Consider the following 26,682-nt stretch of genomic DNA (forward strand, 5'->3'; position numbering starts at 1 on the left):
CCACCGCCATCATCACCCTCCTCGGCATCCTGGGCGCAGGCGGCGCCTACGTCCCCCTCAACCTCCGCGCCCCCCACACCCGCCAAGCCGACATGGTCGTCGCGTCGGGTGCGCGGTACATCGTGGCGGAACCCGACCGCACGGCGGAGGCTGCGGCCACCGCCGCAGCGGCCGGCACGGACGTGGCCGTGCTCGCCTGTCCGAAGCCGGCCGATGGCCTGGACGATCTGGTGCCGGTGCGCGGTGCCGGTGATGACCTGGCCTACGTCATCTACACCTCCGGATCCACCGGCAGGCCCAAGGGCGCCATGGTCCACCGAGCCGGAATGAACAACCACCTCCAGGCCAAGGTCGACGACCTGGCACTCACCGACTCCGACGTGCTCGTCCAGAACGCCGCCCTGACCTTCGACATCTCCGTATGGCAAATGGTCGCCGCACTCATGGAAGGCGGCCGCACCACCGTCTACGGCGACGACACCGCCCTGGACCCGATCAACCTGTTCACCCGCGCCCACCAGGACGGCGCCACCATCCTCGAAGTCGTCCCCTCCCTGCTCCGCGCCACACTCGACGCCTGGGACACCCTCGACAACGCAACCACCACCCCCGACGCAACAACAGCAGCGCCCCCACTACCCCACCTGCGCACCCTCGTGGTGACCGGGGAGACCCTCCCACCAGACCTGTGCACCCGCTGGTTCACGCGCTACCCCCACATCGACATCATCAACGCCTACGGCCCCACCGAATGCTCCGACGACGTCACCCATGCCCACCTCACCGTGGACTCCCCCGGCAGTCGGACGAGGGTTCCCATCGGCAGGGTCGTGCGCAACACCCGTCTGTACGTACTCGACCCGTCCCTCAGGCCGGTGCCGGTCGGCGCCCGCGGTGAACTCTTCGTCGGCGGCACGGGCGTCGGCCGCGGATACCTCGACGATCCCGCGAAGACGGCCGCCGTCTTCGTGCCCGACCCCTTCAGCACCACCCAGGGCGCCCGCATGTACGCCACCGGCGACGTCGTGCGCTACCTGCCCGACGGAGAGCTGGAGTTCCTCGGACGGCGCGACCACCAGGTCAAGATCCGCGGACAGCGCATCGAACTCGGCGAGATCGAGCACACACTGCGCGAACAACCTGGCGTCACCGACGCCGTGGTCCTGGACCGACCGCATCCCTCCGGCACCACCGCCCTCGTCGGCTACGTGACCGGCACCGCTCGACCGGAAGAGGCACGTGCCGCGCTCGCCCGGACACTCCCGGAGGCCATGGTGCCCTCCGTCCTGGTCAGCCTCGACACGATGCCGATCACCCCGAACGGCAAGATCGACAGGGCCGCACTGCCCACCCCCGACCTGACGGCCCAGCGCGCCCCCCACCGCGCGCCGCGCACACTGGACGAGCGGCTTCTCGCGGAACTGTTCGCCGAGGTGCTCGGTGTCGAGCAGGTCGGTCTGGACGACGACTTCTTCGCGCTGGGCGGTCATTCCCTGCTGGCCACCCAGCTCATCGCCCGCGTCCGCTCCGACTTCGACGTCCAGCTCCCCCTGCGCGCACTCTTCGAGACGCCCGTCCTGGAACCCCTGGCCGCCGAGATCACCACCCTCATCGCAGCGGGTGCCCGGGACGGTGACCACTCCATGGGCGTCGAGGCGCTGCTCGCGGAGATCGAGCACCTCTCCGACGAGGAGACCGACGCCCTGCTCTCCGACACTTCCGGCCGACTCTAAGGAATGCTCCAGTGACGATCACAACGACCGGGTCTTCCAGGTGGAGGGCCGACAGTATGAAGGGCCGGGCGCTCGCCACCCGCTGGTTCCCCTCGGAGGGCGGCACCTCCGACCCGTTCCGGCTGCGCCTCTACTGTCTGCCGCATGCCGGAGCCGGCGCCTCCGCCTACCGCGCCTGGGCAGGACGGCTCGGCGACGGTATCGAGGTGGTGCCCGTCCAGCTCCCGGGCCGGGAAGCACGGTTCGCAGAGGAACCCGCCACCACGGCCGACGAGATCGCTGACGGCATCTCCGCCGCGTTGGCGGAGCGCGGCGACCAGCACTGGGCCCTGTTCGGCCACAGCATGGGTGCCCTGATCGCCTACGAGGTGGCGCACCGGATGTCCGCCGCGAACCGCCCGCCCGCGCACCTCGTCGTCTCCGGGATGACGGCGCCGCCCTTTGCGGCCCGGCACAGCCGGCCCATGGCCGGGGCGCGCGGGGACGCTGAGTTGATCGACCGCATCCGGGCGCTGGGCGGCACGCCCGAAGACGTGCTGCGATCGGCGGAGATGATGGAGCTGCTGCTGCCCGTCTTCCGGGCCGACTACCAGGTGTGTGACGGCTATCGGTTCAGGCCGCGTCCGCAGCTGAGCGTTCCCGTCACCGCGCTGGGCGGGGCCGCCGATCCCGGAGTGCCGATCACAGGCCTCACAGCGTGGCGGGACCTGACGACGGCCGGGTACGCCATGCGCGTCTTCCCCGGTGGACACTTCTTCCTGAACGACCGCCTCGACGACGTCCTGCCGGCCGTCCGGGCTGCGTGCATGGGCGAAGCGCCGCACCTCGGGAGCGGGCCGGCCCGGGGGAGCCGCCCGGGCCGGTAGCGGAGTGCCCGGACGTGCTCCCCCGCACGTCCGGGCCGTTCAGTCACCCTGCGCGGGAGGAGCTGTCTCCTCCTGGTTCAGCTCCTCCCTGGCGAGCAGGTAACCCAACTGGAGACGGCTCTGTGCACCCATGCTCTCCCGGATCCGTGCCAGGTGGCTGTGGTACGTGCGCTCACTGACACCGATCCGCCGGGCGATGACGGAGTCGGTCAGACCCTCGACGAGGAGGCGCTTGATCATGCTGTGGATGTCCGGCATGACCTCGGTGGAGGCGTGGGAGGCGTGCGTGGGGTCGAAGGGCGTCGCCCGCTGCCAGTTCCGGTCGAACACGTCCGTCAGGAATCGCACCAGCGCCCTGTCGTGGATGACCACCGCTGTGGTGCGGTCCTCATCCGTCGGCACGATGGCCCGCGAACGGTCGACGACGATGAGTCGGTCGAAGAACTCGTCCAGGGTGCGGACCTCCCCACCGCCCTCCGTCACGGCCTCGACGTAAGCCTTCGTGGCCGTGTTGAACCGGGCCGGGTGCTGATACAGCGTCCGCATGCGCACCCCGCGGCGCAGGTGCTCCAGGGTGAGCGGCAGCACGGCGTTGAGCACCGTGGCCGGGCGCCCGCCGCCCGGCTGCGCGGTGAGGATCTCCTCCGTGGCCTCGTCGGTGACCTGAGCGATGTAGTCCCGGATCGTCGTCATGCCGTGGAGGTACTCGACAGCGGGTGTCGCGCGTTCCGGCGGGGCCTGGGCCATGAAGATCCGGAGCGCCGGTGCGAGCCTGTGCTCGATCTCCGAGGCCTGCAACTCCAACTCCCATGCGGCGGTGCGCCACTGGGCCGCGAGCCGGGCCTCCACCAGTCTCGGATCGACCGGCCGCAGGGATGCGTCGTCGGGCGACAGCTCCAGCAAGCCGATCCGGGCGAGGTCGTCGACCCCCGGCACATCGGTGTCGGGGGCCAAGGCCGTTTCGCGAAGGGCCATTTCGTAGGCGGCCAGTGCTGCTTCCGACAGTTCCGGCAAAGATTCGCGGCTATCTGACCCCATTTACCCCCCTCAGATCTCTGCGATGCAAGAAACTGTCCCCCCCGTACCGTGGAGTTCCTACTCCGTCGAACCCTAGCCTCCAGGTGACCGAGAAAACGCGCCATAAGCGGGGGAAAAACGCCATGATCAAGATTTCTGCGACGGGTATCGACGAAGAGCGCAGCGCCGGCGGGGCGCTGCACCGAGCGCGGCGGACCGTAGCCCGCGTCACTCTGACCGGCGCACTGCTCGTGGGGGCCGGCGCCCTGCTCACGGGCGCCCACGGGCCCCACGACTTCGGCTGGGACTCCCCCGCTGAGCGGGTCCTGTCGATGGACATCGGCTGGGACGGTCACAAGCGCAGTCTTCCCTCGAACCCGGCAGCAGAGCGGGGCGTGGGGAAGGACATCGGCTGGAACGGCCGGCAGCACGACTTTGGCTGGAACGCTCCGGGTGCGAGCGCCATGGAGAAGGGTGTCTCGACGCCTGGCGGCGCCGCATGACGTACGTCCCAGCAGACCGCGGCCGGAGCGGCAGAAGGTGAGGCTCATGCACTCGGACACCGGCGCCGAGCCCACCCGCTTCGGCAGCACGCTTCAGCTCGCACGGAAACGGGCGGGCCTGACCCAGGAGCAGCTCGCTGCGGCCTCCGGCGTCAGCATCAGAGCCATCCGGGACCTGGAACTGGGCCGCGCCAACCGCCCTCGCAGGGAGACGATCCGGCTCCTGGCCGACGCCCTCGACCTCACCGGCTCCCACCGGGTACTGCTCGACCACGCCTCCGGCCACGTGTCCGTGGACACCACGCTGCGGCAGATGTACGAGGAGGATGCGGCCTCCGCTCCGGCGGCGATGTACCCGCTGATCGGCAGGGAACGAGAACTCGACGTGCTCGCCCGCGCCCTCCTGGTCGGCCAGGAGCGTCTGCTGTCCCTGGTGGGGCTCCCCGGAGTGGGCAAGAGCCGGCTCGCGCTGGCGGTGGCCCACCGCTACGAGGCTGAACGGGAGGCCCGCGTCATCTGGCTCCCGGCCTCCCCCGACAGCGGGGCGACCCCGTTCGGGCCCGGCGCGGGACCTGACCGCGCACAGAGCCTGCTCGCGTCCTGGATGCTGGACCGGCTCACCGGGAACGGTCCGCTGGAGGAGTTGGCCAGGCTGATCGGCGGCCGCCGCACCCTTCTGGTGATCGACGGGTTCGACGACCCCGCCGCCGACGGGGGGCGTCTCCTGCGGCTGCTCGCAGGCTGCGACGGCCTCCAGGTCCTGGTCACCCTGCGGAGCCCGCTACCGGTCCTCGGCGTCCGCGCCGTGCCACTCGCCCCGTTGCCCCTGGCTCCGCCCAGCGCGGAACCGGGGCAGGGCACGGCGTCGGCCGCAGTACGGCTCATGCTGTCCCACGTCAGCTGCGCCCGGCCGGCGCTGCAGCAGACCGCTTCCGTCACCGAAGCGGTGACCGGGCTCTGCCGGCAACTGGACGGGATTCCCCTCGCCCTCAACCTGGCGGCGGGCTGGCTGCCGATGTACTCGCCCGAGCAACTGCACTCCGTGGCGCTGGACAGCCCGCTCGACCTGGTGGAGCCCGTCTTCGACGGCGAGTCCGGAGGGGGACTCGATCTGGGCACGCTGATCGGCAGCGCCATCGCCGCGCTGCGCCCGGCACCGGCCAGAGTGCTGGCCGCCCTGGCCCTCCACCGTGCCCCCTGCCCGACCGAGGAGGTACAGCGCCGCCTCGGAGGGCCACCCCAGGAGGTCACCCGGGCCTTGCACGGCCTGCTGCTGCGCGGCCTGATCCGCGAGGAACGTGTTCCGGGCGGCGGAACAGCGGTCTCCGTCCTCAACCTGGTCCGTCACACACTCCACGCGGCTCGGCAACACGCCTCCCTGCCGGCCGTCGCCCACGTCTGACGCACCCCTCGAAGCGCCTGCCACGGAACGGGACCCGTCAGCCGAATCCCCACCCACTTCCGGAGCGAAACAGCATCATGACCACCGCGATCAGCGCAGACGCCGATCTCGCGCGACGACTGCCCACTCTCGCCAAGTACTTCCGCCCGCTCACCGTGCCGGCACCCATGGAACTCCCGCACGTCCAGGAGTTGTGCGACAGGGACGACCCCTTTCAACCGGAAGAGGACACGGATTCCCTCTTCGTCGCCGCGATGCGGGAGATCAACGCCTGGCACGTGGCGCGGTCACCTCTCTACCGGGCCGCCTGGGAGAAGGCGGGCAGCCCTGTTCCCCGCACGGCACGGGCACTGGACGCCCTCCCCTACCTCCACGTGAATCTCTTCAAGCGCCATGCCCTCGGTTCCGTGCCCGACGCGGATGTCGCCTTGCGCCTCACCTCCTCGGGCACGGGCGGTGAACGCACGGAAATCGGTTTCGACGCCTGGTCCATCGGATCGGCACAGCGCATGGATGCCTGGACCCTCAAGGCACTGGGACTGATAGATCCCGATCGCCCCGCGAACTACCTGGTGTGCGGCTACGAGCCGGACCCCCGCCTCACCGTCGGCGCCGCTCACGGCCTCAACGAACTCTGCGACTTCGCCCCGGTCGCCTCCGCCGTGCACGCGCTGCGCAACACGGGCGGCGGCCATGAGTTCAACCCCATGGGCTCTGTCGACGCACTCCTCGACTACGCCGCTCGCGACGAACCCGTACGCGTCGTGGGCTTCCCCGCCTTCGTGTACGCGGTGGTCGAGCGCATGCGCCAGATGGGCATCCCGCCCCTGCGGTTCCCGGAAGGGTCCCTCGTCCTCACCGGTGGCGGCTGGAAGGGGCACGCCGACCGGGCCATCACCAAGCCGGCGTTCCGCGAAGCCGTCCGGAGCGGACTGGGCATTCGGGACGACCGGATCCGCGACTGCTACGGCTCCGTCGAGCACTGCCTGCCGTACATCGAATGCGCCAACCACCACTTCCACGTGCCGGTCTGGTCCCGCGTCGTCGTTCGTGACGTCCGCACCCTCGAACCACTGCCCTACGGAAACCCCGGATATCTGCAGTTCATCTCGCCCTACATCACAGCGCTGCCCGCTCACAGCATCCTCATGGCCGATCTGGGGACGCTCCACCCTCCGGGGGCCTGTGAGGTGGACACGCCCTGGTTCGACGTCCACGGGCGAGCCGGCGTGCGCCGTAACCGCAACTGTGCCGTTGCCGCGGCCGAACTCCTGGGGAAACGATGACGCTCGTGAAGCATATGACGCCCTACTACTGGCGCGGCGAATGGATCGACGAGGAAAGCGCGGGGCGTCGGCTCGATGACATCGGCCTCATCCTGCCCGGCCTGCGCGAGCCGCTCGTCGTGGCGGACGTCCTCGCCGCGTGCCGCCACCTGGCCTCCCAACTCGACGACACCACGGGCACCACGTACACGCGACTCCGCGACGAGTTGACCGATCCCTCCACCACTGCCCTGCCCGCGGAGGACGCGGACGCCCTCCTGGCCGGGCTCGCGAAGGCCCTCGATCCCCGGTCGCTGGCCGCTCAGCTGACCGCCGAACTGGGCAGTGCGGCCCCCGGCGTGCCCGTACCTGCGCCGTTCGCGGACGAGGCGGTCGAGGTATGGCAACCCGTGGGCACGCTTGTCCACATCTCACCCGCCAACGTGGCCACGGCCGGTGTGCTCAGCGCCGTCGAAGGCCTGCTCGCGGGCAACACGAACATCGTCAAGACGAGCGGCACCGACGGTCTCTTCACCCAGCGGGCACTCGCCCTCCTGGCCGACGCAGACCCCACGGGCCGGATCCGCGACCGACTCGTCGTACTGCGGTTCTCCTCCAGCAACACCGACTGGCTGCGGCGGCTCTGCCGATCCGCCGACGCGGTCGCGGTATGGGGGACGGAGGAAGCCGTCGCCGGGATCGCCCAGTACGCCCCCTCGGGCTGCCGTGTCGTCGCGTGGGGCCCGAAGATCTCCTTCGCATACCTCAATCGGACCGCGCCGGCCGAACCCGCCGGCCTTCGGGGCCTGGCGCGCGACATCCTGCGCAACGCGCAGCGCAGCTGCACCAGCCCTCAGGTGCTGTACGTGGACACCACGAGCCACGACCGGCTCTTCGGTGTCGCCGACGCACTCGCCACGGCTCTCGCCGACGAGGCCCCGGGGCTTCCCGTCATCGCCCCCACCGCAGCGGAACAGGCCGAGGTCACCAACGTGGTCGAGGTCGCCCGACTCGAAGAGCACCTGGGGCTGACGCGCACCCGCAGCGCCCCGGACGGACGCTGGCACGTCCTGGCCGACACGCGTCCGGGTCTGTGCGCCTCGCCTCTGTTCGGCACCATCTGGGTCAAGCCACTGCCCCGCGAGGACATCGTGCGCGTCCTGCACCCCATGCGCCGCTACCTGCAAACAGTCGGCCTGGCCGCGACGGGGGACGGCGACGTGGCCCTGTCCGGGGAGTTCTTCCGAGCCGGGGCTCTCCGCATCACGCCACTCGGCCAGATGCTGGACACCTACGCGGGCGAACCTCACGACGGCCACCTCGCCCTGCAGCGGTACAGCCGCCGGGTGAGCATGCCCGCGGCTTTCCACGGATAGCGGCAGACGAGTCGGGCTGTACGCCGGGTATTCCTTGAGCACCTTTCTGACTGGCGGCTTTACGGGATCGGACCGGTTCGTCCGGCCATCTGGTGTACGCGAAGCGCCGCTCGCCTCGGGGTTCTCACCAGGTGCGGCGTGCCGGAGTCGTCATCACTCAGCACGCCCTGGAACTGGATCGAGACCCGATGGACCTCCTGTCCGGAATGGAGGAGATCGCGGAGTTCATGGTCCGGTCGCAGTGACCTGGTCGGTTCAGTAGCGGCTCCGACCGCACAGCCCGCGATGGTACTCGACGCACTCCTCGTCGATGCCGTGCTGGGGATGGCGTATCAAGGCGCCGATCAGCTTCTCGTCCCTGCTTCGGCGCACGTTCCAGTCCTCGTCGATGAAGAAGAAGAGCTTGTCGAACTGGACATGGTGGTTGGGGCAGAGGCACAGCATGTTAGACAGCTTGTCCGGCCCCTCATGCGGTCTTCCGACCCCTTGGATGTGCGCCGCCTCGCTGTAGTGGCTGAAACGGGTCTCCAGACGTTCCCCGCATACCTGGCACCGGTGCCCGTAGATCAGCTTGATCTGCTCCGCGAGGTGCGGGTCCCGGTCGGGGCGGGATCCGTTCACCTGCCGGCGTCCTCTGCCCGCCGAAGACGCCTCGCCACCGCTCGCCGGTTCCGCGTTCGCGCCGTCCACGGCTCCTTCGGCGTTCGCGTACCCGGCGAGGCCCACTCGCTCCAGCAGGGCTTCCTGGTCGACATCCTGGAAAGAGGAGCTGCACAGCAGACCGACCGCCTCGGCACGTGCGAGAGGCTTCTGCAGGAGCTCCATGACGTCCTGCTGCAGGCCCACCGTGGCACCGTCGCCCGTGCCTTCGGCCTGCCAGAGACCTGAGTCCTGAAGATGCCGGAAGGCGTACTCCAGCGTGAAATGCACGTCTTGGGCCCCGAAGTCCAGGAGAAGGGGGCCAACTTCCCTTGCGCAGAGGTCTCGGGACGCCATACCTCTCTGCCCGGACACGAGTCGGCCGAGAGCCCACAGAAACGTGAGCGACGCGTCCCGTGTGTGCTGTTCGTCCGAGGTATCGGCATTCAGCGTCCCTAGGGCGTGCAGCAACTCTTCGCGCCGCATCCTCGGAACGGAGGCAGTCGGTTTCTCCTCAGAGGGCTGATGCTCCGCCTGAGGTGTCAGCCCGTCCAGCAGACTGTTCAGCAAGGCCAGGTGCTGCTGACGCACGTCAGCCGGTATGCAGGTGAGGCTGCGAAGGTCCGGCCGATTGACCAATGTGGTGAGCAGCGGAGCCGCTGGTATGTCGATCTCCACTACGTCGCCCAGAGCCACGATGTGCTCCCAAGTCTTCTGGCCCTCGTCAGCTCCCCATACGGCTGCAGCCAGCTCGGGGCTGTGCATCAGTCCGAGGATGCGGGCCTTGGCGATGAATCTCCCTTCGGCGTAGAAGAGGACTTCGTCGCCGACCTTCTGATTCCGAATGGCAGCAGCCTTGGTGTGCCATGGCACCGCTGCCGGAGTCGCTCCCCACAACCGCGCCACCCCGTCGGGGAAGATGCGATTCAGCAGCTCCGCGTATCTCCCGAGGACGTGTTCGTACTCCGCGAGTCGGATTCCCTTGCGCACCGAGTGCTCGAAGTTCCGAGGGCCTCGCTTGGCAGGTCCGCCGCGCGGCTGCAAGATCCATTGAACCGTGTCCTCGGTACCGTAACCAGTCCCCATAGTGATCAGATTTTCATACGAATGAAGGCTGCTGGTACCCGACATGCCTGCAGTGGTGGAGCGGGGTACGGTGCTCCGCGTAGAGGCCGCAGAATGCGTCCACTTCACCTCGCCGACCCCCAGGGACACTTGCTCGTCAGGCCGAGGTGACCAAGGTGGGTATCGACGTCGTAGCGTCAACTCCTCGCGGCCGGGGCCACGGACAGGAGTTGGCCGACCACGCCGAATCCGGCGTCATCGATGTCGGCTAGAACAGAGACCTCGTCGGTGGTAGCGGCGATTCCCGCCAGCAGATCGAGCGTCGCGTTGGAAGCACTCCGTCCGGACAGATCAACAGGGGGCACGTCGAGCCGGGTTCGTCGGCGGCGGCTCCAAGGAGCTCTCACAGAACAAGATCCTCATGCCGGGGGACTGACCAGGTGCCGGTGAGAGAGCGTGGCGACAGCCACAGAGGCTCGCCACGGGCGGCCTCGCTCCACCGCGCGGCGGGAGCTTCCCCGTGCAAGGGAAGGTTGAGGATCCCAGACTCGGGAGGACATCCGTCACACCGCACGCCCACGGTTTTCCACACCCGCCGCACTCCCCAAGAACTCCCGTACGGTCACCCGTGATCGCCAGAGCGGCGGCGAGGCCCTTCAGCCGCACCGGTCACCGGGAGCCGCCCTCAGGAGGCCCGGGTGGTCTGTTCAGAGAGAGCGGTCTCTGAGCTGCAGAAATAGAGCTTTGCAGGATCGGACCGGCTGTGACCTGCTAGGACGGGTTGCAGAGGCGATCGGAGGCAGTCAGAGGAAGTCGCTCTGATTCGCCCCCGGTTCGACCCGAGCTGCTCGGAGCCGATCAGAGGCAATCACCCTCTGGCTTTGCTCGGCGCCGGTCGAAGTCGGGGTGTCGAGCAGGCTGTGGCCTCCGCGACGGCGCTCCGAGTCGATGTCGGTCGAGCTGCGATGGGGACGTCTGTTCCGGACCGGAGCCAGGTATACGAAGGCCTCCAGGACTCCATCCCGGAGGCTTGGGCACCGCCTAACGCCGGTCGGGGACAGCGGTCCCCTGCGGTCATCACTCGGGTGCGGTCGCGGCAATTACCCGGGCCAGGTCGCTCACCTCGATCAGGAGGCCATCCGGCGACTGGTCAAGGTCGAGGGCGTGCTGGTGCAGAACGATCCCCGCCTCACGCACGCGATGACCGGCGTGCGGGGCGTTGCCCTTGGCGTACACGAGATGACCTACGGAGAGTCCCAACGCGGTGCTGTACGCCAGCATCTGGTAGAGATCGGCGTCCGGATAGCCGTCCCTCCTCTCCGCCTTGTACTTGGCGTCGACAACGGCGAGAGGACGGCTTGGATTCCCGTCGCCGTACCAAACGAAGTCCGGTCGCATCCGGACGCGTTCGTCCTCGTCCAGATACACGCCTTTGGCCTGGAGCACGCCGCGCCCACCGTGCGGACGCAGCGCCTCGCGCAGGGCGACGCAGACAAAGTCCTCGAAGACCTTGTTCATGTCGAAGAGGAACCCGTCGATCCGGAGACCGCCTGGACGATGCTCGGCCGAACCCCCGTCGAGGATCGCCTTCGCCAGGTGAAGCGCGTGCTGGTAGCGCACGTTGAGCCGGGACGGACGCCAGGCGGGCAGCCTCTGTCCGCGTACGAGCGGGGTGACGTCGGCGAGCCGCGTCCGCTGGTGCAGCAGCCGGGCCCGTATGGGACGCGGAACGCCGGGCAGGCGCAGCAGCCGTTCAGTCGCGGCGCGCAGCAGCCTGTTCTCGGGGATGTCGGTGGTGAACTCGTCGTACGTGATCTCGACGGGAAGCGCGGCGCCGAACCGTCTGCGGACCTGCTCGGCCTCGCGAATGCGGCCCCGGACGACGAGAGCGGTGTCCTCGGTCGTTCGGTATCCCTGGATCAACCCTGCTCGGATCGCGCGCTCCACCTGGCGCTCAAACGCGTGCGCCAGCGCGGGCAGCACTTCCTGGTGCTCGGCCACGTCCACCTGGCCGTCCCGCCAGCCGCGGGGATCGAGGCTGTAGCACAGCAGGAAGAACAGCCGGGCGATCGGCACCTTGGGGATGATCCGTAGCGTGACCGGCTCCGCGTCGGGCACGGTCACGGACACGGCGCCCACCTTGCTGCCGGCCTTCAGGACCCAGTAACCGGCCGCGTATGGATCGGGCGCGGCCTCGACGATGCGCGAGGCCGCGAGGGCCCGGCCCACCACATCGGGAAGAGGACGGTTCACGGCCCGGGCATGCTCGACGAGTTCAATTGGCCCGGCGACCGCATTCACGCGACCGGCCCGTTTCCGCGGGCCGCCAGCGCCGCGCGCAGGGACGCGAGCCCGTACCGCTTCTCGACGTTCACGTTCTCCCCGTAGTGGTGTTCCTCCAACAGGGGAAGGATCTTGGTGCGCCAGGTGCGTTCCAGACCGCCCTCCCTGTCCACACCGGGCTTCATCAGATATGCAGGCCCGATCTGGAAGTCCACATCGTCGATACGGCGGTTGAGCTCGTCCAACAGATCGGCCCGCTCCGCTTCCTTCTCCTTCCCCGCCAACCAGCGACGCAGCAGGCCGCTCGTCGGCTCGGTGCGCGGGGACAGTTCGACGAACGCAAAGCGTCGCCGCATGGCCGCGTCCACGAGGGCGATGGATCGGTCGGCGGTGTTCATGGTGCCGATGATGAAGAGGTTGTCCGGCAGGGAGAAGTCGTCACCGGAGTAGGTGAGTCGCAGGGTCTGGCGCCGGTACTCCAACAGGAAGTACAGCTCTCCGAAGACCTTCGCCAGGTTGGCCCGGTTGATCTCGTCGATGATCAGGAAGTGGGGAATGTGCCGGTTGCCCTCCTTGTCGGCGCGGTCCGCGAGTTCCCGCAGCGGGCCGGCCGTGAGACGGAAGCCAACTTCTTTGGTCTTCGGATCCTCCTTGGGGCGGTAGCCCTCGAAGAAGTCCTCATAGGAATAGGAGGGATGGAACTGCACCAGTTTGACCTGCTCGGGACCGCCGCCGAGGAACTCGGCAAGTTTCAGTGCTAGATGCGTCTTGCCCGTTCCAGGCGGCCCGTAGAACACAAGCTGCTTCTCGTCCCACAGCAGGTCGCGCACCTCGCGCAGCCACGCGGCACTGTGCACGCTGAGGCGGTCCGTCAGCGCCTGGTCCGGTTCGGGAAGTTCGAGCTTCCGACGGGCGGTGAGGGCCGGCAGTTCTGCGCTCAGGTCGCTCACAGTGGCCTCGGCCTCGTCGGCCAGTTGCTCATCGGTCAACCCCAGCCCCTCTATGAGGGCTTGTACGGCGGTCAGGTCGACGACATCGTGCTGGACCGACAGCTTCTGTCGGAGCTCCTCAGGCAGTTCCTCCCACTCGTAGCTTGTGTCCTGCCAGTCGACGGGGCGCCGCAGGTTGGACCGCCCGTCCTCAGAGGCGATCTGCTCGACCGCTCCGGTGACCTTGCCGACGTGCAGCCGCCCGTCGGAGCGCGTGCACACCGTGTCATCCGGCTTCATCCGGGTGAGGAAGACATGCAACGCTTCGACGAGTTCCTGCTTTTGGTTGTACGTTGCCGCCGACTCGTAGTCCTCCTCCACGAGGGTGCGCAGCACGTTCCGGTCCGGGTTCGCTTCGACGCCCTGCCGCAGTCGGGAGGCTGCGACGGTGACGAGTCCTTCGGCAAGCCAGAGCCGCTGGACAAGATCGACGCCGGTTACGTTGGAGCCGCGGATGAACCAGGCGCGGTTGGGCGCAGTCGACATGTGATCGAAGTGGGCGAGTGGCTGTCCATCGGCCGACTTCCACTCGCCCCAGCCGTTGACGCTGCAGCCCCGCAGGATCTCGGCGGCAGCCGAGGGTGATGTGCACTCGATGTCCCAGGCCGCCTCCAGGTATCCCGGCCACCTCTCCGAATGCCGCAGATGTCCCTGTGAAATGAGTTGTTGTCGTGTGCGGTACGAGGTCGGCTTGCGCGCCGCGAACGAGGGAACGACGTTGGTCTGGGCTGGAGACCCCGCCGCGATGACGAACCTCTGGCTCCCGCTGGCGCCCTTCTCCCCCAGCAGCCGGCCCCGGGCCTCCGGCCCACCTCTCGGCAGTCTCAGGTAGAGCTCCGGGTATGCGTCGGTCATCGGTCTCCTCGTATGTCCTGCAGCTCACTTCGTGCAGCAGCCTAGGTGGGGGGAGTGACAGCCACGCTGGTCAGGCTGAACGCTTGCCCCGGCGGGGAGGGCGGTCCTTCTTCGGCCTGAGCTGGGGGAGCCAGCGTTCGGGACCGGGTAGAGGGAGGGCCAGCTCCTCGCGGGTCGTTGGGCGCGGCGCCCAGGTGCGCGGGCCGGGAAGTCGGAGGGCGAGCTGGGAGACATTAACCATGGCGGGCGAAGGGTCGCGCTCGAGGTGGTTGAGGATGAGAGGCATCCCGTGCGAGGTCACCCGGGGGTTCCACGTGCGGCACGCGATCTGGCAGTACTCCCGGGCCTCGAAGAGCACGCCTCTGCACGCCCCCGGCTTCTCCGCGTCCCTCATCCACAGGATGCGGTCACCCGGCGCGAGGCGCTCACGGCCGATGAGTACCCCGTTGGCGACGTTCCCCGCGGCGTCGAGATGGGGCACGGGGTCGTCGTCACCGCCCACGTCACCGTCGCTGAACCCGGCGACCTCATCCGGCCCGTCCGCAGAATAGATCTCCAACTGGTCGCCGTCGGCGTGCGCCTGCCAGAGATCGAGCGGCTCCCACCCGCCCCCGCCGAACAACGACGGCTGGGCCAGCAGGACGAAGACCTCGCCCGCCTCCAGGGAGAGCGCGATGCGGTCCTCACCGCCGATGGGATGGATCTCCCCGACCTCCCAGGCGTCGTTGCCGTTGACCTCCAGCACGCACTCGCGGACGGTCTCCACGGCGATGTCCGCGGAGACTGAGAAGTACTCCCGCCGCGGGTTGACCCGCTTTTTACCCAGACGCTGATGGACAAGCTTTTCAACTTTGGGCCAGCGCATGGTCAGCGCCCGGAAGACGACCTCGAACGGCAGTGGCACACCCTCGTGGCTGGAGATCTTCGCTGCACGTTCCTCCGGTAGCAGCGTAGTGAGGCCGATCTTTACCATGTCGGGCATCGCAGGATTCCGCATGACGTAGACGAAGCCCGTGTCGTGTGTGATCACATGCATATTCTGAGGTGCGCGTGACAGTGATGTTCACGTTTCGCACACATCCGGCCGCTTCTCACGGGTGGCCGCAAAGCGAGGGGGACAGAACATGGACAGCAGGCTGCCCGTCGGTGGGCCTCGCATCGAGGACCTGCTGGAGGCGGTGCCCATGACGGTGGCCGAACTGCGGGGTGCGGTGGGTTTCTTCGACGAGGACACGGCGGGCATGCTGAGGGCCTCGATCGCCACAGCGGAGCGGGCGTTCGCCGAGCTGAACGCCTGCGACCGTGTGATCGATGAGGCCGGTGCCCACGGCGAGGGTGCCGCGGACCGCTTGCGGGAACTGCTCAGCAGGGAGGCCCGGGAAGAGGTCGCAGCGGAACTGACAGCTCTTGACGTGATCGCTGGGGAGGTAGGCCAGTCGGTGGCGACGCTGCGCCTGCTGAATCGGATTCTGGGCCGGGAGGCGGCCGCCGAGGACGACGCGTCGCCGGCCGAGGTGTCCCGGCTTCGCGAGACCGACTTGCGCGGGGTGCCATCCACGTACGGCGACGATGCGGAGTATGACGATCTTCTGGCGATAGCCGACCGCGGGGCGGAGCTCGCACCGCAGCTGGAAGAGGCGCACAGGGAACGCCTGTCAGCCGTTGCCGATCATCTGGTCACCGTCGTGCAGCGGGCCGCAAGGACCGGCTTCGCGGACGAGCAATTCGCACAGAAGTCGCTGCGGGAGGCCTGGGCGGCTCATGCGCTGTGGGTGAGGTGCCTGGAGCAGCGGCAGCACGACCTCGGGAGGTAGGCGGAAGTTGGCCGCGGCGCTCGACGGCCTCGGTGTCGGGGGGAGTGTGCCGGCGATCAACCGTCACTCTGGGCGAGTTGAGCGCGGGAGAGTCATCGCGACGCCTGGCGTGCCGACGACCTTGAGGCTCGCCAAGAGCCCGCTTGGCCTAAGTCTTACGGCCTGACGCAACTCCGGCCGAGGGTCAGGCACATCGTGGACGCACAACGAAGCGCACAGGTTCGGTGAGCACTTGCGTTGCCGACTCCAGATCCGCCAGCCGCCTCGCCAGCGTCGACTCGGCGAGCCTGGGTGGCAGGGCATCCGCGAACTTCAGTCCTTTGACCGCCCGCTCGTCGACCTCCGGCAGGCACAGTTGGTCTGGGCCGGCAACCGCAGCCTGTTTCCAGGCATCGGGGCTGAGGTCCTCACGCAGACGGATCCAGCAGTCGTTGATCTGCTGCGCAGGTACGGCCACCTCGGCAAGCGTCGCCGCCAGCGTGGCGTTGGCCCGATGGCCGGCCCAGGTCCACCACTTCACGTATCCGCCGGAGCCGCGAGTGATCACCGTGCCTCCGGGGTGCACCTCTTCCATGTAGTTTTCCCGTGACTCGGCCAGGTACTTCTCCGCACGCGCCGTGAGATCCACCGGCGGGTTGGCCCCGAGGAGCACTTCCCGTACCGCGCGCGTCAGTTCGAAGGAGATACCGAAGTCGAGCCCGGCACCGCTCCACTTCGCTCTGCCGCCGCCGTCCACGGGTTCGACAAAGCACCGCTTGCGCTTCCAGTCGATGTACGTGACCTGCCAACTCCGCCCGGCCAGGAGCAGCCGCCGTGGTCCGTCGATCCGTTCGGTGAGCAGACTCGGGTCGGTCCTGCCGATCTCCCGGCGGCCTTGCAACACGGTGAACTGCGGAGGCGCGGTGAACACCGCCGTGAGGTTCATGAAATGCCGGTGCCCGAAGCGCCGTTCGGCCTCGGGACCGATGAACAGGAGTCCTCCGTCCCGGTCCAGGTAACCGTTGTCGACCAGGTGCCGAACGATCGGTTCCGCGGACTGGCCGAACGGGCCGAGGCCGTTCCACCACTCCTGCCAAAGACGGTCCCCGACCTGCGGTTCCTGCAGGCACAGGGCGAGAAGCTGCTGGGCCACGATGTGCCGCGGCTCCGGCGGAGCGACGACGGGCTCCACCCAACCGCGCGACCACTGCAGGAGAAGGGCCGCCGCGCCGAGGAGTCCATCACGGTCCAGCGCGAGGAAGAGGCAGTTGCGGGACGTTCCGGGCCTGCGTCCCGTGCGGCCGAGCCGTTGCAGGAAGGAGGCGACGGTTAGCGGGGCATCGATCTGGATGACACGGTCCAGGTCTCCGACGTCAATGCCGAGTTCGAGGGTGCTCGTGGAAACGATGACGCAGTCGCGGGCCTCGGCGAAGGCCTGTTCCGCACGCCGGCGCTCGTCGACGGAGAGGGAGGCGTGAGAGAGGAAGGTGGTCACCCCCTTGGCGCGCAGCTTCTCACCCAGTTCCTCGACGAGCCTGCGGGACTCGCAGAAGACGAGTCGTTTCTCGCCGCGGTGCAGGGCCGCGATCATGATGGCGGCATTGTCGACGGAACCTACGTAGTCGAGCTGAACGTCCGCGGGGGGTGGTGCCGTCGCTGCCGATGCCCCCGACTTCGGCTCAGCCAGGTGCGGTGCCACCACTGTTGACGGCCGCTTCCCCGCCCCGGATCCCTGGAGCCACTCCAGCAGCTCCTCCGGGTTCCCGACCGTGGCCGACAGCCCCACGCGCTGGACGGGACGCCCGACGACGCGCTGCAGCCGCTCCAGCACTGCGAGCAGGTGCCAGCCCCGGTCGTCCCCGGCGAAAGCGTGTACCTCGTCGACGATCACGGTGTGCAATCCGGAGAAGAAGGAGGCGTGGTCGACGTTGGCACTCACCAGCATCGCCTCCAGCGACTCCGGTGTGGTGAGCAGTACATCGGGCCGCGCGGCGAGAATCCGCTTCCGTGCCGTCGACGTGACGTCCCCGTGCCACAGGGCGGCGGTGCGCCCGAGCCACGCGGTGTACGTCTCCAGCCGGGGCAGCAGGTTGTTCAGCAGCGCCTTGAGTGGACATACGTACAGGACCGAGGTCCCCGACCACCTGTGCTGCATCATCTTCGACAGCAGCGGGAACGACGCGGCCTCGGTCTTCCCACCCGCGGTGGGCGCCAGCAGGATGGCGTCGTCGCCCGCCAGCAGCGGCCCGATGGCCTCCTCCTGCAGCGGACGCAGTCCGGGCCAGCCGAGTGTGTTGACGATGTGGTGGACGAGCGCGGGTTCCAGGTCGTCGATGCCGCTCACGGCATCTCCAGGTCGATGTCGTCGGGGCGATCGGCCGCCGCAGCGTTGCGTTCCACCTCGGTCAGCTCGATGTCGGAAATGGTCAGCGCGTAGTGCTTGCGCGGATCGAACTCGTCGAACTCGTCCACTCGGTCCAGCACATCGGCGACGAGCTTGCGCAGGAAGACACGAGGGGCGACGCCGACCTTGCCGCCGAGCCCACCGGTGACGGCCGTGGCCAGCTCCATGAGATACGTGTCGTCCACGCGCTGCCCGATCCGCTCCGGATGGCGTGCTACCCCCTCGTACAGATCGCGCACACGCCTGCCCAGCTCGCCGAGCCGCTCCAGGTCGAAGCCGGCGAGCCGCAGTTGGACCGCGCGCGGGGAGTCGAAACGCGGATCCGTGGTGAAGTCGGTCGCCAGCCGCTGAGCGAGCGGCGGAAGCCGCTGCACGCCCTGCTGGCCGTCGAAGAAAGCGGGGGTTCCCGTGATGACGAGGAACAGCCCGGGGAAGCGCCCCGCATCGATCTCGTCGAGGAGCTGCCGCAGCGCGTTGAGCCCCTTCTCCCGTACGTCGCCGCGCACCCGTTGCAGGGTCTCGATCTCGTCGAGGACGAGCAGCAGGCCGGGATGGCCGCAGTCGCGCAGCACGGTGAGCAGGCCCTGCAGGAAGCCGAGCGCCGCGAAGTGATCGAGATCGCCACGTACCCCTGCGGCTCTGCGAGCCGATGCGGCGACGGACTTCTGGCCGCCGAGCCAGGCGATGAGGGCTTCCGCCGTCACCGCGTCCCCGGCGGTGACCGCACGCCGATAACCGCGCAGGGCCGCGGCGAACGCCGGTGTCGTGCGTGCGACTTCGGCAAGCCTGCGCTCCATCAGCGTGTCGACGGCCTCACCCAGCGCCGTCTCGTCCTCCTCATCGACGTCCCCGTTGTCGAGGACCTCCTCCTCCAGCGTGTAGAACCAGGAGTCGATGATCGCGCGCAGCGCGCTGGGCTGGTGCGTCGCCGTGGACAGCCGTTCTGTGAGCCTCCTGTACACCGTCTCCAGCCGGTGCAGCGGCGTCTCCGTCTCGGAGATCTGCACCTCGGCCGTGGCGAGCCCGGCACGTTTGGCCCGCTCGGCGAGCCAACGCGCGAAGAAGGTCTTGCCGGATCCGTACTCTCCGCGGATGGCGTGGAAGGCGGCCCCGCCCCGCGCCACCGTGGCCACGTCCTCGTCGAGGGCGCTGGCGAACCGGTCGAGACCGACGGCGAAGAGGTCGAGGCCGGAGTGCGGCACAGTGCCGCGTCGCAGCGCGTCGACGACTTCCTGTCGCCGGACGGCGCTGACCTCGGGTGCGGAGCTCACTTTCTCTCCTTCGGGAAGAACTGGTCGCGCAGCAGCTTCACGTCGAGTCGGACGGTGTGCCCCGCGTCGATGAACCCGAGTACGGGATATCCCTCGACGTTCAGCAGTCGCTGCAGAGTCGCGATGAAACCGTCGATGTTGCGCCGCACTCGGCCGGTCGCGGAGACCGCGGAGGCGAGCGCGGCCGGCGACATGGTCTCGCCCGCCTCGGCCAACGCGTCGATGACGGCAGCCACCACGTTGGCCTCGGGCGCCTTCCGGACGTATTCCTTTTGGGCTTCGTAGACCTCGCTGGCCACGACGCGCGCACCGAGGGTGGTCGGGGTTTCGCGCGCTGCGGCTTTTCCCCCGGGCGGCAGATCGAGGTCAGTCTCAGCGAAGAGACCTTCGCCGTCGGGCTGCGCCCGTCTGGTGCCGGCCTTGGGCCTGACCGCCGATTTCGGCCTCTCCTCGACCGCAGTCACAGTCTGCTCGACCACCGGCTCAGGCACCGACCACTGCCACCACCCCGGCGTCGCCTGCTCACGCGGCAGCACCTCCCATGCCTTGGGCATCAGTGCCTTGTCCGGGAGGAGTACGAGTACCGGCACCGTCACTTCTGCCAGAGACGCCCCGCCGTGATAACCCGCCCTGCGGCCGGTGTAGCGGATGTCCTCGCGCCAGGGAGCGACGATGGTGCCGCCGCCCTCCCACACGCGAGGACCGGTCAGCTGAACTTCGCCGTCACGGGCCGTCCCCGTACGCCACCTGGCCGCTGCCGCACCTCCCGCGTTGTTGGCCGGTCCGTCGCTGGTGCCGCGCTCCAGCACATGGCCGTGGTCGGCGACCAGCACGACGGGGCGGCCGTATCCCTTGGCCGCGGCCAGCAACTCGCGCAGATAGGTGATGTCGTCGAGGCTCCAGCGAGTCCGCTGCCCCTGCTGGCCCTTGTCGAGTGCGTCGTCGATGGTGTTCAGTACGACGCCGACGACCGCGTCGGTGGCGAGTGCGGCCACGACGTCCTCGGACAAGTAGCGCCCGGCATCTCCCCCTATGCCGGCCTTGTGGAAGAGGACCGCTTCCCTGCGCTGCGTCTTCCAGAACGCGGCGAATCCCCGGCTCTCCGTGGCCTGTCCGCCCTTGGTGGCCGAAGCGGTGAGCAGAGACGCACGGCTGACATCGGTGACCGAGGGCAGCATCGACACGGCAGCGAGGCGCCGGAGGGCCTGTCCCTCGGGGGGCCTGGGAACTGCCTCGGTCCATCCTTCGCGCTCGGCCTCCTCGCCGAGCTGTACGGCGACCGCGCTGCTCATGCCGTCCAGGACGAGGACCAGGGGTGCCGCGCCCGTGGCGGCGACCGGCTTGACCGCTTCAGACAGCACGTTCTCCACGACCAGGCAGCCACCGGGGAACTGAGCCGTGGCGTTCTCCGTCCAGGCGGCCAGCCGCCCGGCGAACTCCTCGTCCAGCCGCTCACGTTGGGCCTGCGCCAGTTCGTACAGCACACGGAAGTCCTGTGCCACGCCTTGATCGCCCCCTGGGTCGCCGGCCCACAGCACGGCCAACGCCCGATCGCCCCATCCCCAGTCCGCGAGATGCATCGCGACGCCTGCCACGACGGAGGCGACCCGGGGCTTGGGGAGAGCGAGCCAGCGTGCGATGCGCACGGCCATGGCGGCTGCCCGGTAACGGTCCGTATACAGCTTCACGAGCGCGTGGGCGTTCAGCTCGTCGAGTGCGGCCTGGGCCGCTGTCGGCGACTGTCGGGCCGCGGCGGTCACGTGGCGCAGCTGCGCCGTGAAACTTGACGGCAGGAAGCGGTTGGACACGAGCCCCGAGGTCAGCCCCGCCTCCGCGGCCAGCTGGTCGGCACGGTCGAGAACGGCGAAGACTCGCTGCCGCGCTGCGGGATTGCCGTGAGCCTCGCCGATCCAGCGGATCAGCGTTCCCTCGACCGCCTCGGTGAAGGCCTGCAGCTCACTGCGGCGCGGCATCACCTGCCCGAAGAGCCCGCCGAGGGCCAGCACCGTGTCCGGGCTCGCGGCGGGGTCGCGCAGGGCGGCGCCGAGCAGCCCCAGAGCCATCGCGTCGTGTCCGCGCCCGGCCTCCACCAGAGACATGAGGACAGGCACCGCCTGGCCCGCTGTCTCACCCAGCCACTTCTTGATCTCGGTGCGTTCGGTCTGCCCCAGCTCGGCGAAGCGCAGTGGCCCCGCGGGAGTACGGGACCAGGCGAGCAGAGTGTCCGCGTCGACGGCGACGTCCTGCCCCGCCGTACCGCCGTTCCCGTCGCCGCCGAGCCCGAGTCTGGCCACGACGAGCGCACGCACGGCGGCATCGCGGGTCAGGACGGCACGGCCGCGTTCCCAGCCCTGGCCCGGTTCGGCATCGAGCAGGGCTTCGAGCAGCCATGCCTCCTCGCGCGCGTACATGCGCGGGTCGAGGCTCGTGGCGCCGAACCGCTGCATGACGATCTCGGCGTTGTCCACGGTGAGGGTCTGCCGCTTCACGGCATGACCGCGCAGGTCCCACCCGAGCTGGTCGTCGTCGACCTCAGTGGTCACGACGAGCAGGTCGGCGTCGGCCGACTTCGCCTGGTGCTCAGCCCATTCGCCGAGGATGCCGAGCACGGAGGACTGGTGACTCACCCGGACCCGCCGGGTCTCCTCCCCCAGCTTGACGCTGAACTCCGGCGGGGCGTTGTCCGCGTACCTTCCGTGCACCAGGACGAGCCTGCGTTCCTTCAGCCCCTTGGCATAGGCAGCGAGGAGTGCCTCGACCGTACGGCGGCCGACCGGCGGCGGGGTTGCGGCCATCAGCGCCCGGTCTCCTCGGTTTCTGCGGGCACCGGCTGCCAGGAGACCTGGATACGGGTGCCGGGGTGCGCCTCGACGTACAGCCTGATCTCGTCCTGTACGTCGGCTAGCGTGGCGGCGAGGGTCGCTTCCAGCCGCGTCGGCTCCACCACATGCGGAGTGCGAGGGTTCGGCGTACGCACGGCGCCACCGCCCTGGGACTCGTCGCGCGTGTCCGGCTGCCGTGCCCCGTCGGACGCCGCGCCCGAGTCGGAGGAGACCGTCGGCTGCCCGTGTTCGGTGAGGCTGACGTCGTCCGCGGTCGGCCGGGGCTGCGGCGCTACCGGCTGGGCGACCTGGGCCAGCCGCGCCACCTCGTTGACCAGGCCGAGGGCTTGCTCCTGGAGCCGGTCGAGCACGGGCACGAGCGAGCGCACCTGCTCGTGGTCGTTCGCGGTGTCCTGCACGGCCTCGATCAGCCGTGCCGCCCGGTCCCCCACGCTGTCGTCACGCTCCGCGAAGGCACGCACGCTCGCGAGGAGCCGCCAGTTGGTGCCGTCGAGGGCGCGCAGCACTTCGGGGGCCTGCTTGAGGGCGGTCCCGATCTCCTGGTCCGTCACGTCGTAAGCGGCAGCGGCGAGTTCGCGCACGACCGCGGTGGAGTCGCCGAGGCGCACCAGCCGGGCGATGAGGTCGGCGGCCGCGTCGGTGGACTTCATGCGCGGGGCGTCCGCGCCGTGCGGCCCGCTGAGGCCGAGGGCTTCGGCGTGCTTGCGCAGGGAGGTCCGCATGCCGTCGACGTGCTCGCGGTACTCCGCGGCCTCCTTGAGTACTCCGCTGGCCAGCTTGGCGACGTTCCGCGCGAACCGCACCGGGGGCACGGGGACGCCGAAGATCCTTCCGGCCCGCTCCCGGGCCGTGGCGAACTCCTCCTCACTGGGGAGTTCGACAGCCCGCAGTCCGTAGCCGGGGCCGATCCGTTCCAGCTCGGGGGCCTGTGGCAGCGGCGAGGTCTGGTAGACCCAGGTCCGGTCGTCGAGCAGCGCGTACGTGGCGATGATCAGGTTGACGACGTTCTTCTCCAGGCCGGTGTAGCCGAGCTCGCGGATCCAGGTGCGGATGTCCTCGACGGACAGGTCCGGTCCGGCCTGGGCGTCGGCGGCCTTCTGGTTGATGCGCAGCCGCCAGTCGAAGGTCAGGTTGAGCGGCCCGTCGTGGACCTCGCCGAGGCCTAGGGCGTGCACGATCTTCCGGACGGTCGCCAGCTGATGCCCGTCCACGACCACCCGGCGGGAGCCGTCCTCCATGGCCCGCCCGATCCATTCGAGGGCGGTCTTCAGCTCGCGCGGCGTGATAGCACGGCGGGCGGGCCCCGGAGCCGCACCCGGGTCGAAGTCGGGGTGCTTCGGGTAGAGCACGGCGTACAGCTCGTCCGCGATGATGAACAAGTTCTGCTCGAAGCCGGCCCCAGCCTCGGGCCGCGTCCTGGTGTAGCCGGACTTGAGGGACCACAGGTGCTGGCGCTCGGGCACCTCGGCGCCGATGTTGGCCGCCTCCGCCTTGGCGATGCCGTACAGCTGCTGCAGTACGGCAGTGAGTTGCGAGGTGAGGTTCTCGCTCTGCGCCTTGAGCTGGTGGCGGATCTGGATGCGCTCGTCGGCGGAGCGGGTGGCGGTGGCCTCGTCCAGCCGGTCGCGCTCCAGCAGGTAGTTAATCTTCAGCAGCCGCCCGAGTTGGGTCAGCTTCTGCTCGGAGAAGAAGTCCGGCAGCCATACGACGGTGGCCTCGTCCTTGCCCGCCCGCCGCAGGGACTCGATGCGCTGCACATCGTCCATGGGCGAGTGCTGGCCGTCGTCGAAGGGATAGTCCAGCACGAAGCGGATGTTGCCGTCGGTCTGCGGCTGGAACTGCTCGTCCGGAAGATGCGGATCCCGTACGTTGCCGAAGACGAACTCGGCGGTCCGCTTGGTCCCCCGCCACACGATGTCCCGCTCGCACACGAACGCCTGGGTGTCCCGGATGCCGAGTGCCGCCCACAGCTGATCCTTGATCCACTGCCGCCTGAGGCCCGGCTGGTCCGCGCTGCCCTGCACCTCTTCGAGCAGCGGCTCGACGTCGACGTCCGACAGGTGCAGGTGGAAGACGGGGTCACCCGTGCTGTCGCCCTCGCTGCGCAACTCACCGAACTCCGCGGCCTGCAGCTCCTTCAGCGCCTTGGCCGCGACGGAACCGGCCGACCCGACACGGGTCTTGATGGTGCCGTGGTTGAGCGCGGCAAGGCGGCCGCCGGTCAGTCGCGCCAGCGCGGGCACGTTGGGCGCGAGGGCGGCGAGGAGCAGTGTCTTGATGAGCCGGTCGTCACGGCGGTAATGCGGATGGTCGACGGATCCGTACTTTTGCAGCAGATGCGCCTGCACGCGCGCGTGGAACCGGTCCGCGATCTCCGACTCCTTGCGCAGCTTGGCGGTGAACGCCTCGCCCTTGCGCTCGGCAATGACGTCCCACAGGTCACCTATGGGGATCAGGTCGCCCATCCTGAGGTCGTCGCGGCGCCGCTTCAGCAGCTCCTGCACCAGCTTCAGACCGGTCCGCTCCCGCTGCAGGGCACCAGACAGGTCGACGAGTACGTTGAGCAGCGCGGGAGAGAGCGGATACACCGTGCGGAAGTCGTCCCAGTCGGCGTCGGTGCGCCCGTGCGCGTCCAGCAGGACCTGCCGCACCTCGTCCTTCGACGACTCGACGATCTTGAAAGCGTCGTCGCGCACCTGCTCCATCCCCGGCTTGGGTGCGAGCACACGGTGCTTGATGATCTCCACGAGGTTGCTGTCCTCGAGGTCGACGACCTCGACGCGTCCGGCCAGGTAGGTGATCTGTTGTTCCAGGTTCTGGACGTCGGCGCCGGCCACGTCCGAGCCGATCAGCTGCGACAGGTCACGCTGCCGGGAGATGAACGACACGATCGGCACCGGACGGTCGTTGTCCCCCGACTCGATCAGCTTGACCAGCTTCTGCACCTGTTCACGGACGAAGTCCTGCTCGCCCATGTGCGCCTGCAGCCAAAGGATCAGCTCGTCCAGGAACAGCACGACGCCGTCGTAGCCCAGGGACTTGGCGTGCCGGGAGATGACCGACAGGCCGTTCTCCAACGGCAGGAATGCTTCCTTGTCGCCGCGGGCGCCCTGGGCGTACGACGCCATGGGCCCGGACAGCAGCGCGGAGACGAGCGCGTCCCGGTCCGGGTCTCCGGCGGGGGCTTCGAAGGCGCGGTCGAGGTCGGCCGAGGTCCAGCTGCTCCTGGCCGGTGCGTCACCAGCGTCGAGGACCTCCAGGTCGTCCTCGTCCTCCTCCCCGGCAGCGACGGCACCCCCCGGGGCCACCGCGAGGGCGCCCTCGCCCAACCACTGCACGAACTTCGCGTCGTCGGCGAGGAACTCCCGCTGCCGGCGTGCGTCTGCCAGCATGGCGTCGGCCCGGTAGACGGGGGGCGTCGGCTTGCCCGGCTCCTGGGTGCGTACCGCTTGCACATACCCGCCGAGCAGCGCCGAGTCCAGGTCGCTCGCCCCGACGAGGTGGTAGGGCACCATCAGGAAACGCCGGTCACGCAGCCAGTCGTCGTGCTCGGCGATGACTTCCTGGAGGCGGGGCTTGGCGCGGGCCGCCGGATTGTTGTTCAGTACGGCGTGCAGCACGGTCAGGAAGTGGCTCTTACCGGCGCCGAAGGAACCGTGCAGATAGGCGGCGTGCGAGTTGCCTGACCTGACGGCAGTCTTGACGAGGCTGAGCGCATCCCGGAAGGCGTCCTGCAACTGGTCGGTGACCACGTACTCCGCGACCCGGGCATCGGTCTCGGTGAACCCACTGGAGAGCTCGATCTTGAAGTCGCCGGCATGGACGTCTTCCTTGATCTCGATGACATCGCGCAGGAAGAGCTCACTGGTGGGCATCCGGCTCTCGTTCCCTCTACTCACTCGACGGCCTCAACGGCACTCGGACCACGCTGACACGGGCGCGACCTCCAATCTTGCCAGTCTTGGCATGCCTGGCGCCCAGGCCGGGAGCAAGTTCCGTGACGCCTCGGTCACGTGTGGTGAGGATTGAGCGGACCGCAGTCGCTGTGCGTGACGAAAGGGGCGTATGCGGCGAGCACGGTCGCGTGAGACGTCGTGCCGACGGCACCGATGGCGTGGCTTGGAACGGCTGCACCGCAGGCAGGCGGTCTTGCGGGCCTCGTTTCGCGGCTCTGACAGTGAGGAGCTGCGGGGCGGCCCGGATGACCGTTAGGGGGACGATCTCATGGGGGACGGGATCGAAGGGATCGATGAGCTGTTGCGGGACCGATTGCTGATCATGGTGAGGGATCGTTCGGCGATCGATGTACTGCCACACGTTCGACCCCGGACAGGAGGGCTGGTACTGACCGGCGCCGACGCACCGGTCAGGTGCAGGG

General features: G+C 68.9%; 16 protein-coding genes. 7 read left to right on the forward strand and 9 right to left on the reverse strand.

What is annotated here, in order from left to right; all coding sequences use genetic code 11:
- Both ACH4G3_RS06285 and ACH4G3_RS06290 read left to right on the forward strand, forming a co-directional pair.
- On the forward strand, positions 1-1,733 hold a 1,733-nt coding region (locus ACH4G3_RS06285), incomplete at its 5' end, for a non-ribosomal peptide synthetase (RefSeq protein ID WP_397623398.1).
- Between the two features lie 56 nt (positions 1,734-1,789).
- Positions 1,790-2,599, forward strand: coding sequence for a thioesterase II family protein (locus ACH4G3_RS06290; RefSeq protein ID WP_397623399.1), 810 nt, complete (start codon positions 1,790-1,792; stop codon positions 2,597-2,599).
- Between the two features lie 39 nt (positions 2,600-2,638).
- Here ACH4G3_RS06290 and ACH4G3_RS06295 read toward each other — a convergent pair whose 3' ends face one another.
- On the reverse strand, positions 2,639-3,553 hold the full coding sequence (locus ACH4G3_RS06295; protein WP_397623400.1) for a LuxR C-terminal-related transcriptional regulator: 915 nt from the start codon (positions 3,551-3,553) through the stop codon (positions 2,639-2,641).
- 206 nt (positions 3,554-3,759) lie between these two features.
- On the opposite strand from ACH4G3_RS06295, the gene ACH4G3_RS06300 reads away from it, so the two are divergent.
- The 4 genes from ACH4G3_RS06300 (at position 3,760) to ACH4G3_RS06315 (ending at position 8,162) form a co-directional block, all read left to right on the forward strand.
- Complete coding sequence (locus tag ACH4G3_RS06300; protein ID WP_397623401.1) at positions 3,760-4,119, forward strand: hypothetical protein; 360 nt, start codon at positions 3,760-3,762, stop codon at positions 4,117-4,119.
- Between the two features lie 46 nt (positions 4,120-4,165).
- Positions 4,166-5,521: a helix-turn-helix domain-containing protein gene (locus ACH4G3_RS06305; RefSeq protein WP_397623402.1), complete on the forward strand. Its 1,356-nt coding sequence runs from the start codon at positions 4,166-4,168 to the stop codon at positions 5,519-5,521.
- 77 nt (positions 5,522-5,598) lie between these two features.
- Positions 5,599-6,807 carry a LuxE/PaaK family acyltransferase gene (locus ACH4G3_RS06310; RefSeq protein WP_397623403.1) on the forward strand — a complete coding sequence of 403 codons (1,209 nt, stop codon included), beginning with the start codon at positions 5,599-5,601 and terminating at the stop codon, positions 6,805-6,807.
- A 14-nt stretch (positions 6,808-6,821) separates the two neighbouring features.
- A complete protein-coding gene (locus ACH4G3_RS06315; RefSeq protein ID WP_397624079.1) occupies positions 6,822-8,162 on the forward strand; it encodes an acyl-CoA reductase in 1,341 nt (446 codons plus the stop codon).
- A gap of 255 nt (positions 8,163-8,417) precedes the next feature.
- Here ACH4G3_RS06315 and ACH4G3_RS06320 read toward each other — a convergent pair whose 3' ends face one another.
- The 4 genes from ACH4G3_RS06320 to ACH4G3_RS06335 all read right to left on the reverse strand — a co-directional run bounded on the left by ACH4G3_RS06320 (position 8,418) and on the right by ACH4G3_RS06335 (position 15,029).
- Positions 8,418-9,932, reverse strand: coding sequence for an HNH endonuclease (locus tag ACH4G3_RS06320; RefSeq protein WP_397623404.1), 1,515 nt, complete (start codon positions 9,930-9,932; stop codon positions 8,418-8,420).
- A 1,011-nt stretch (positions 9,933-10,943) separates the two neighbouring features.
- Positions 10,944-12,167 (reverse strand): McrC family protein, encoded by a 1,224-nt coding sequence (locus tag ACH4G3_RS06325; protein WP_397623405.1) that lies wholly within the window; start codon positions 12,165-12,167, stop codon positions 10,944-10,946.
- A complete protein-coding gene (locus ACH4G3_RS06330) occupies positions 12,164-13,993 on the reverse strand; it encodes a DUF4357 domain-containing protein (protein ID WP_397623406.1) in 1,830 nt (609 codons plus the stop codon). Before ACH4G3_RS06330 ends, ACH4G3_RS06325 begins: the two co-directional genes overlap by 4 nt.
- Positions 13,994-14,063: 70 nt before the next feature.
- Entirely contained in the window at positions 14,064-15,029 is a 966-nt protein-coding gene (locus ACH4G3_RS06335; RefSeq protein WP_397623407.1) for a GIY-YIG nuclease family protein, read from the reverse strand.
- An 88-nt stretch (positions 15,030-15,117) separates the two neighbouring features.
- Between ACH4G3_RS06335 and ACH4G3_RS06340 the strand changes: the two genes are divergently transcribed.
- Positions 15,118-15,807, forward strand: coding sequence for a hypothetical protein (locus ACH4G3_RS06340; protein WP_397623408.1), 690 nt, complete (start codon positions 15,118-15,120; stop codon positions 15,805-15,807).
- Between the two features lie 184 nt (positions 15,808-15,991).
- Here the strand turns inward: ACH4G3_RS06340 and ACH4G3_RS06345 are convergent, their stop codons facing one another.
- Genes ACH4G3_RS06345 through ACH4G3_RS06360 form a run of 4 tightly spaced genes read right to left on the reverse strand, consistent with a single transcriptional unit; the run spans position 15,992 to position 26,179 of the window.
- Complete coding sequence (locus ACH4G3_RS06345; protein WP_397623409.1) at positions 15,992-18,130, reverse strand: DEAD/DEAH box helicase; 2,139 nt, start codon at positions 18,128-18,130, stop codon at positions 15,992-15,994.
- A complete protein-coding gene (gene brxD, locus ACH4G3_RS06350; RefSeq protein ID WP_397623410.1) occupies positions 18,127-19,461 on the reverse strand; it encodes a BREX system ATP-binding protein BrxD in 1,335 nt (444 codons plus the stop codon). The genes ACH4G3_RS06345 and brxD overlap by 4 nt, the downstream gene beginning before the upstream one ends.
- The gene (gene pglZ, locus ACH4G3_RS06355) at positions 19,458-22,256 is read right to left on the reverse strand and encodes a BREX-2 system phosphatase PglZ (RefSeq protein WP_397623411.1); all 2,799 of its coding nucleotides are present in this window, start codon (positions 22,254-22,256) and stop codon (positions 19,458-19,460) included. The genes brxD and pglZ overlap by 4 nt, the downstream gene beginning before the upstream one ends.
- The gene (locus ACH4G3_RS06360) at positions 22,256-26,179 is read right to left on the reverse strand and encodes a BREX-2 system ATPase PglY family protein (RefSeq protein WP_397623412.1); all 3,924 of its coding nucleotides are present in this window, start codon (positions 26,177-26,179) and stop codon (positions 22,256-22,258) included. Before ACH4G3_RS06360 ends, pglZ begins: the two co-directional genes overlap by 1 nt.
- Positions 26,180-26,682: the final 503 nt, after the last annotated feature.

It is taken from the genome of Streptomyces afghaniensis (assembly GCF_044327915.1).
Lineage (GTDB): Bacteria > Actinomycetota > Actinomycetes > Streptomycetales > Streptomycetaceae > Streptomyces > Streptomyces afghaniensis.

Coding starts and splice junctions, on each gene's coding strand:
- ACH4G3_RS06320 (WP_397623404.1), bottom strand. CDS start 9,932: ATGTCGGGTACCAGCAGCCTTCATTCGTATGAAAATCTGATCACTATG.
- pglZ (WP_397623411.1), bottom strand. CDS start 22,256: ATGGCCGCAACCCCGCCGCCGGTCGGCCGCCGTACGGTCGAGGCACTC.
- ACH4G3_RS06290 (WP_397623399.1), top strand. CDS start 1,790: ATGAAGGGCCGGGCGCTCGCCACCCGCTGGTTCCCCTCGGAGGGCGGC.
- ACH4G3_RS06315 (WP_397624079.1), top strand. CDS start 6,822: ATGACGCCCTACTACTGGCGCGGCGAATGGATCGACGAGGAAAGCGCG.
- ACH4G3_RS06330 (WP_397623406.1), bottom strand. CDS start 13,993: ATGACCGACGCATACCCGGAGCTCTACCTGAGACTGCCGAGAGGTGGG.
- ACH4G3_RS06305 (WP_397623402.1), top strand. CDS start 4,166: ATGCACTCGGACACCGGCGCCGAGCCCACCCGCTTCGGCAGCACGCTT.
- ACH4G3_RS06300 (WP_397623401.1), top strand. CDS start 3,760: ATGATCAAGATTTCTGCGACGGGTATCGACGAAGAGCGCAGCGCCGGC.
- ACH4G3_RS06310 (WP_397623403.1), top strand. CDS start 5,599: ATGACCACCGCGATCAGCGCAGACGCCGATCTCGCGCGACGACTGCCC.
- ACH4G3_RS06360 (WP_397623412.1), bottom strand. CDS start 26,179: ATGCCCACCAGTGAGCTCTTCCTGCGCGATGTCATCGAGATCAAGGAA.
- ACH4G3_RS06335 (WP_397623407.1), bottom strand. CDS start 15,029: ATGCATGTGATCACACACGACACGGGCTTCGTCTACGTCATGCGGAAT.
- ACH4G3_RS06340 (WP_397623408.1), top strand. CDS start 15,118: ATGGACAGCAGGCTGCCCGTCGGTGGGCCTCGCATCGAGGACCTGCTG.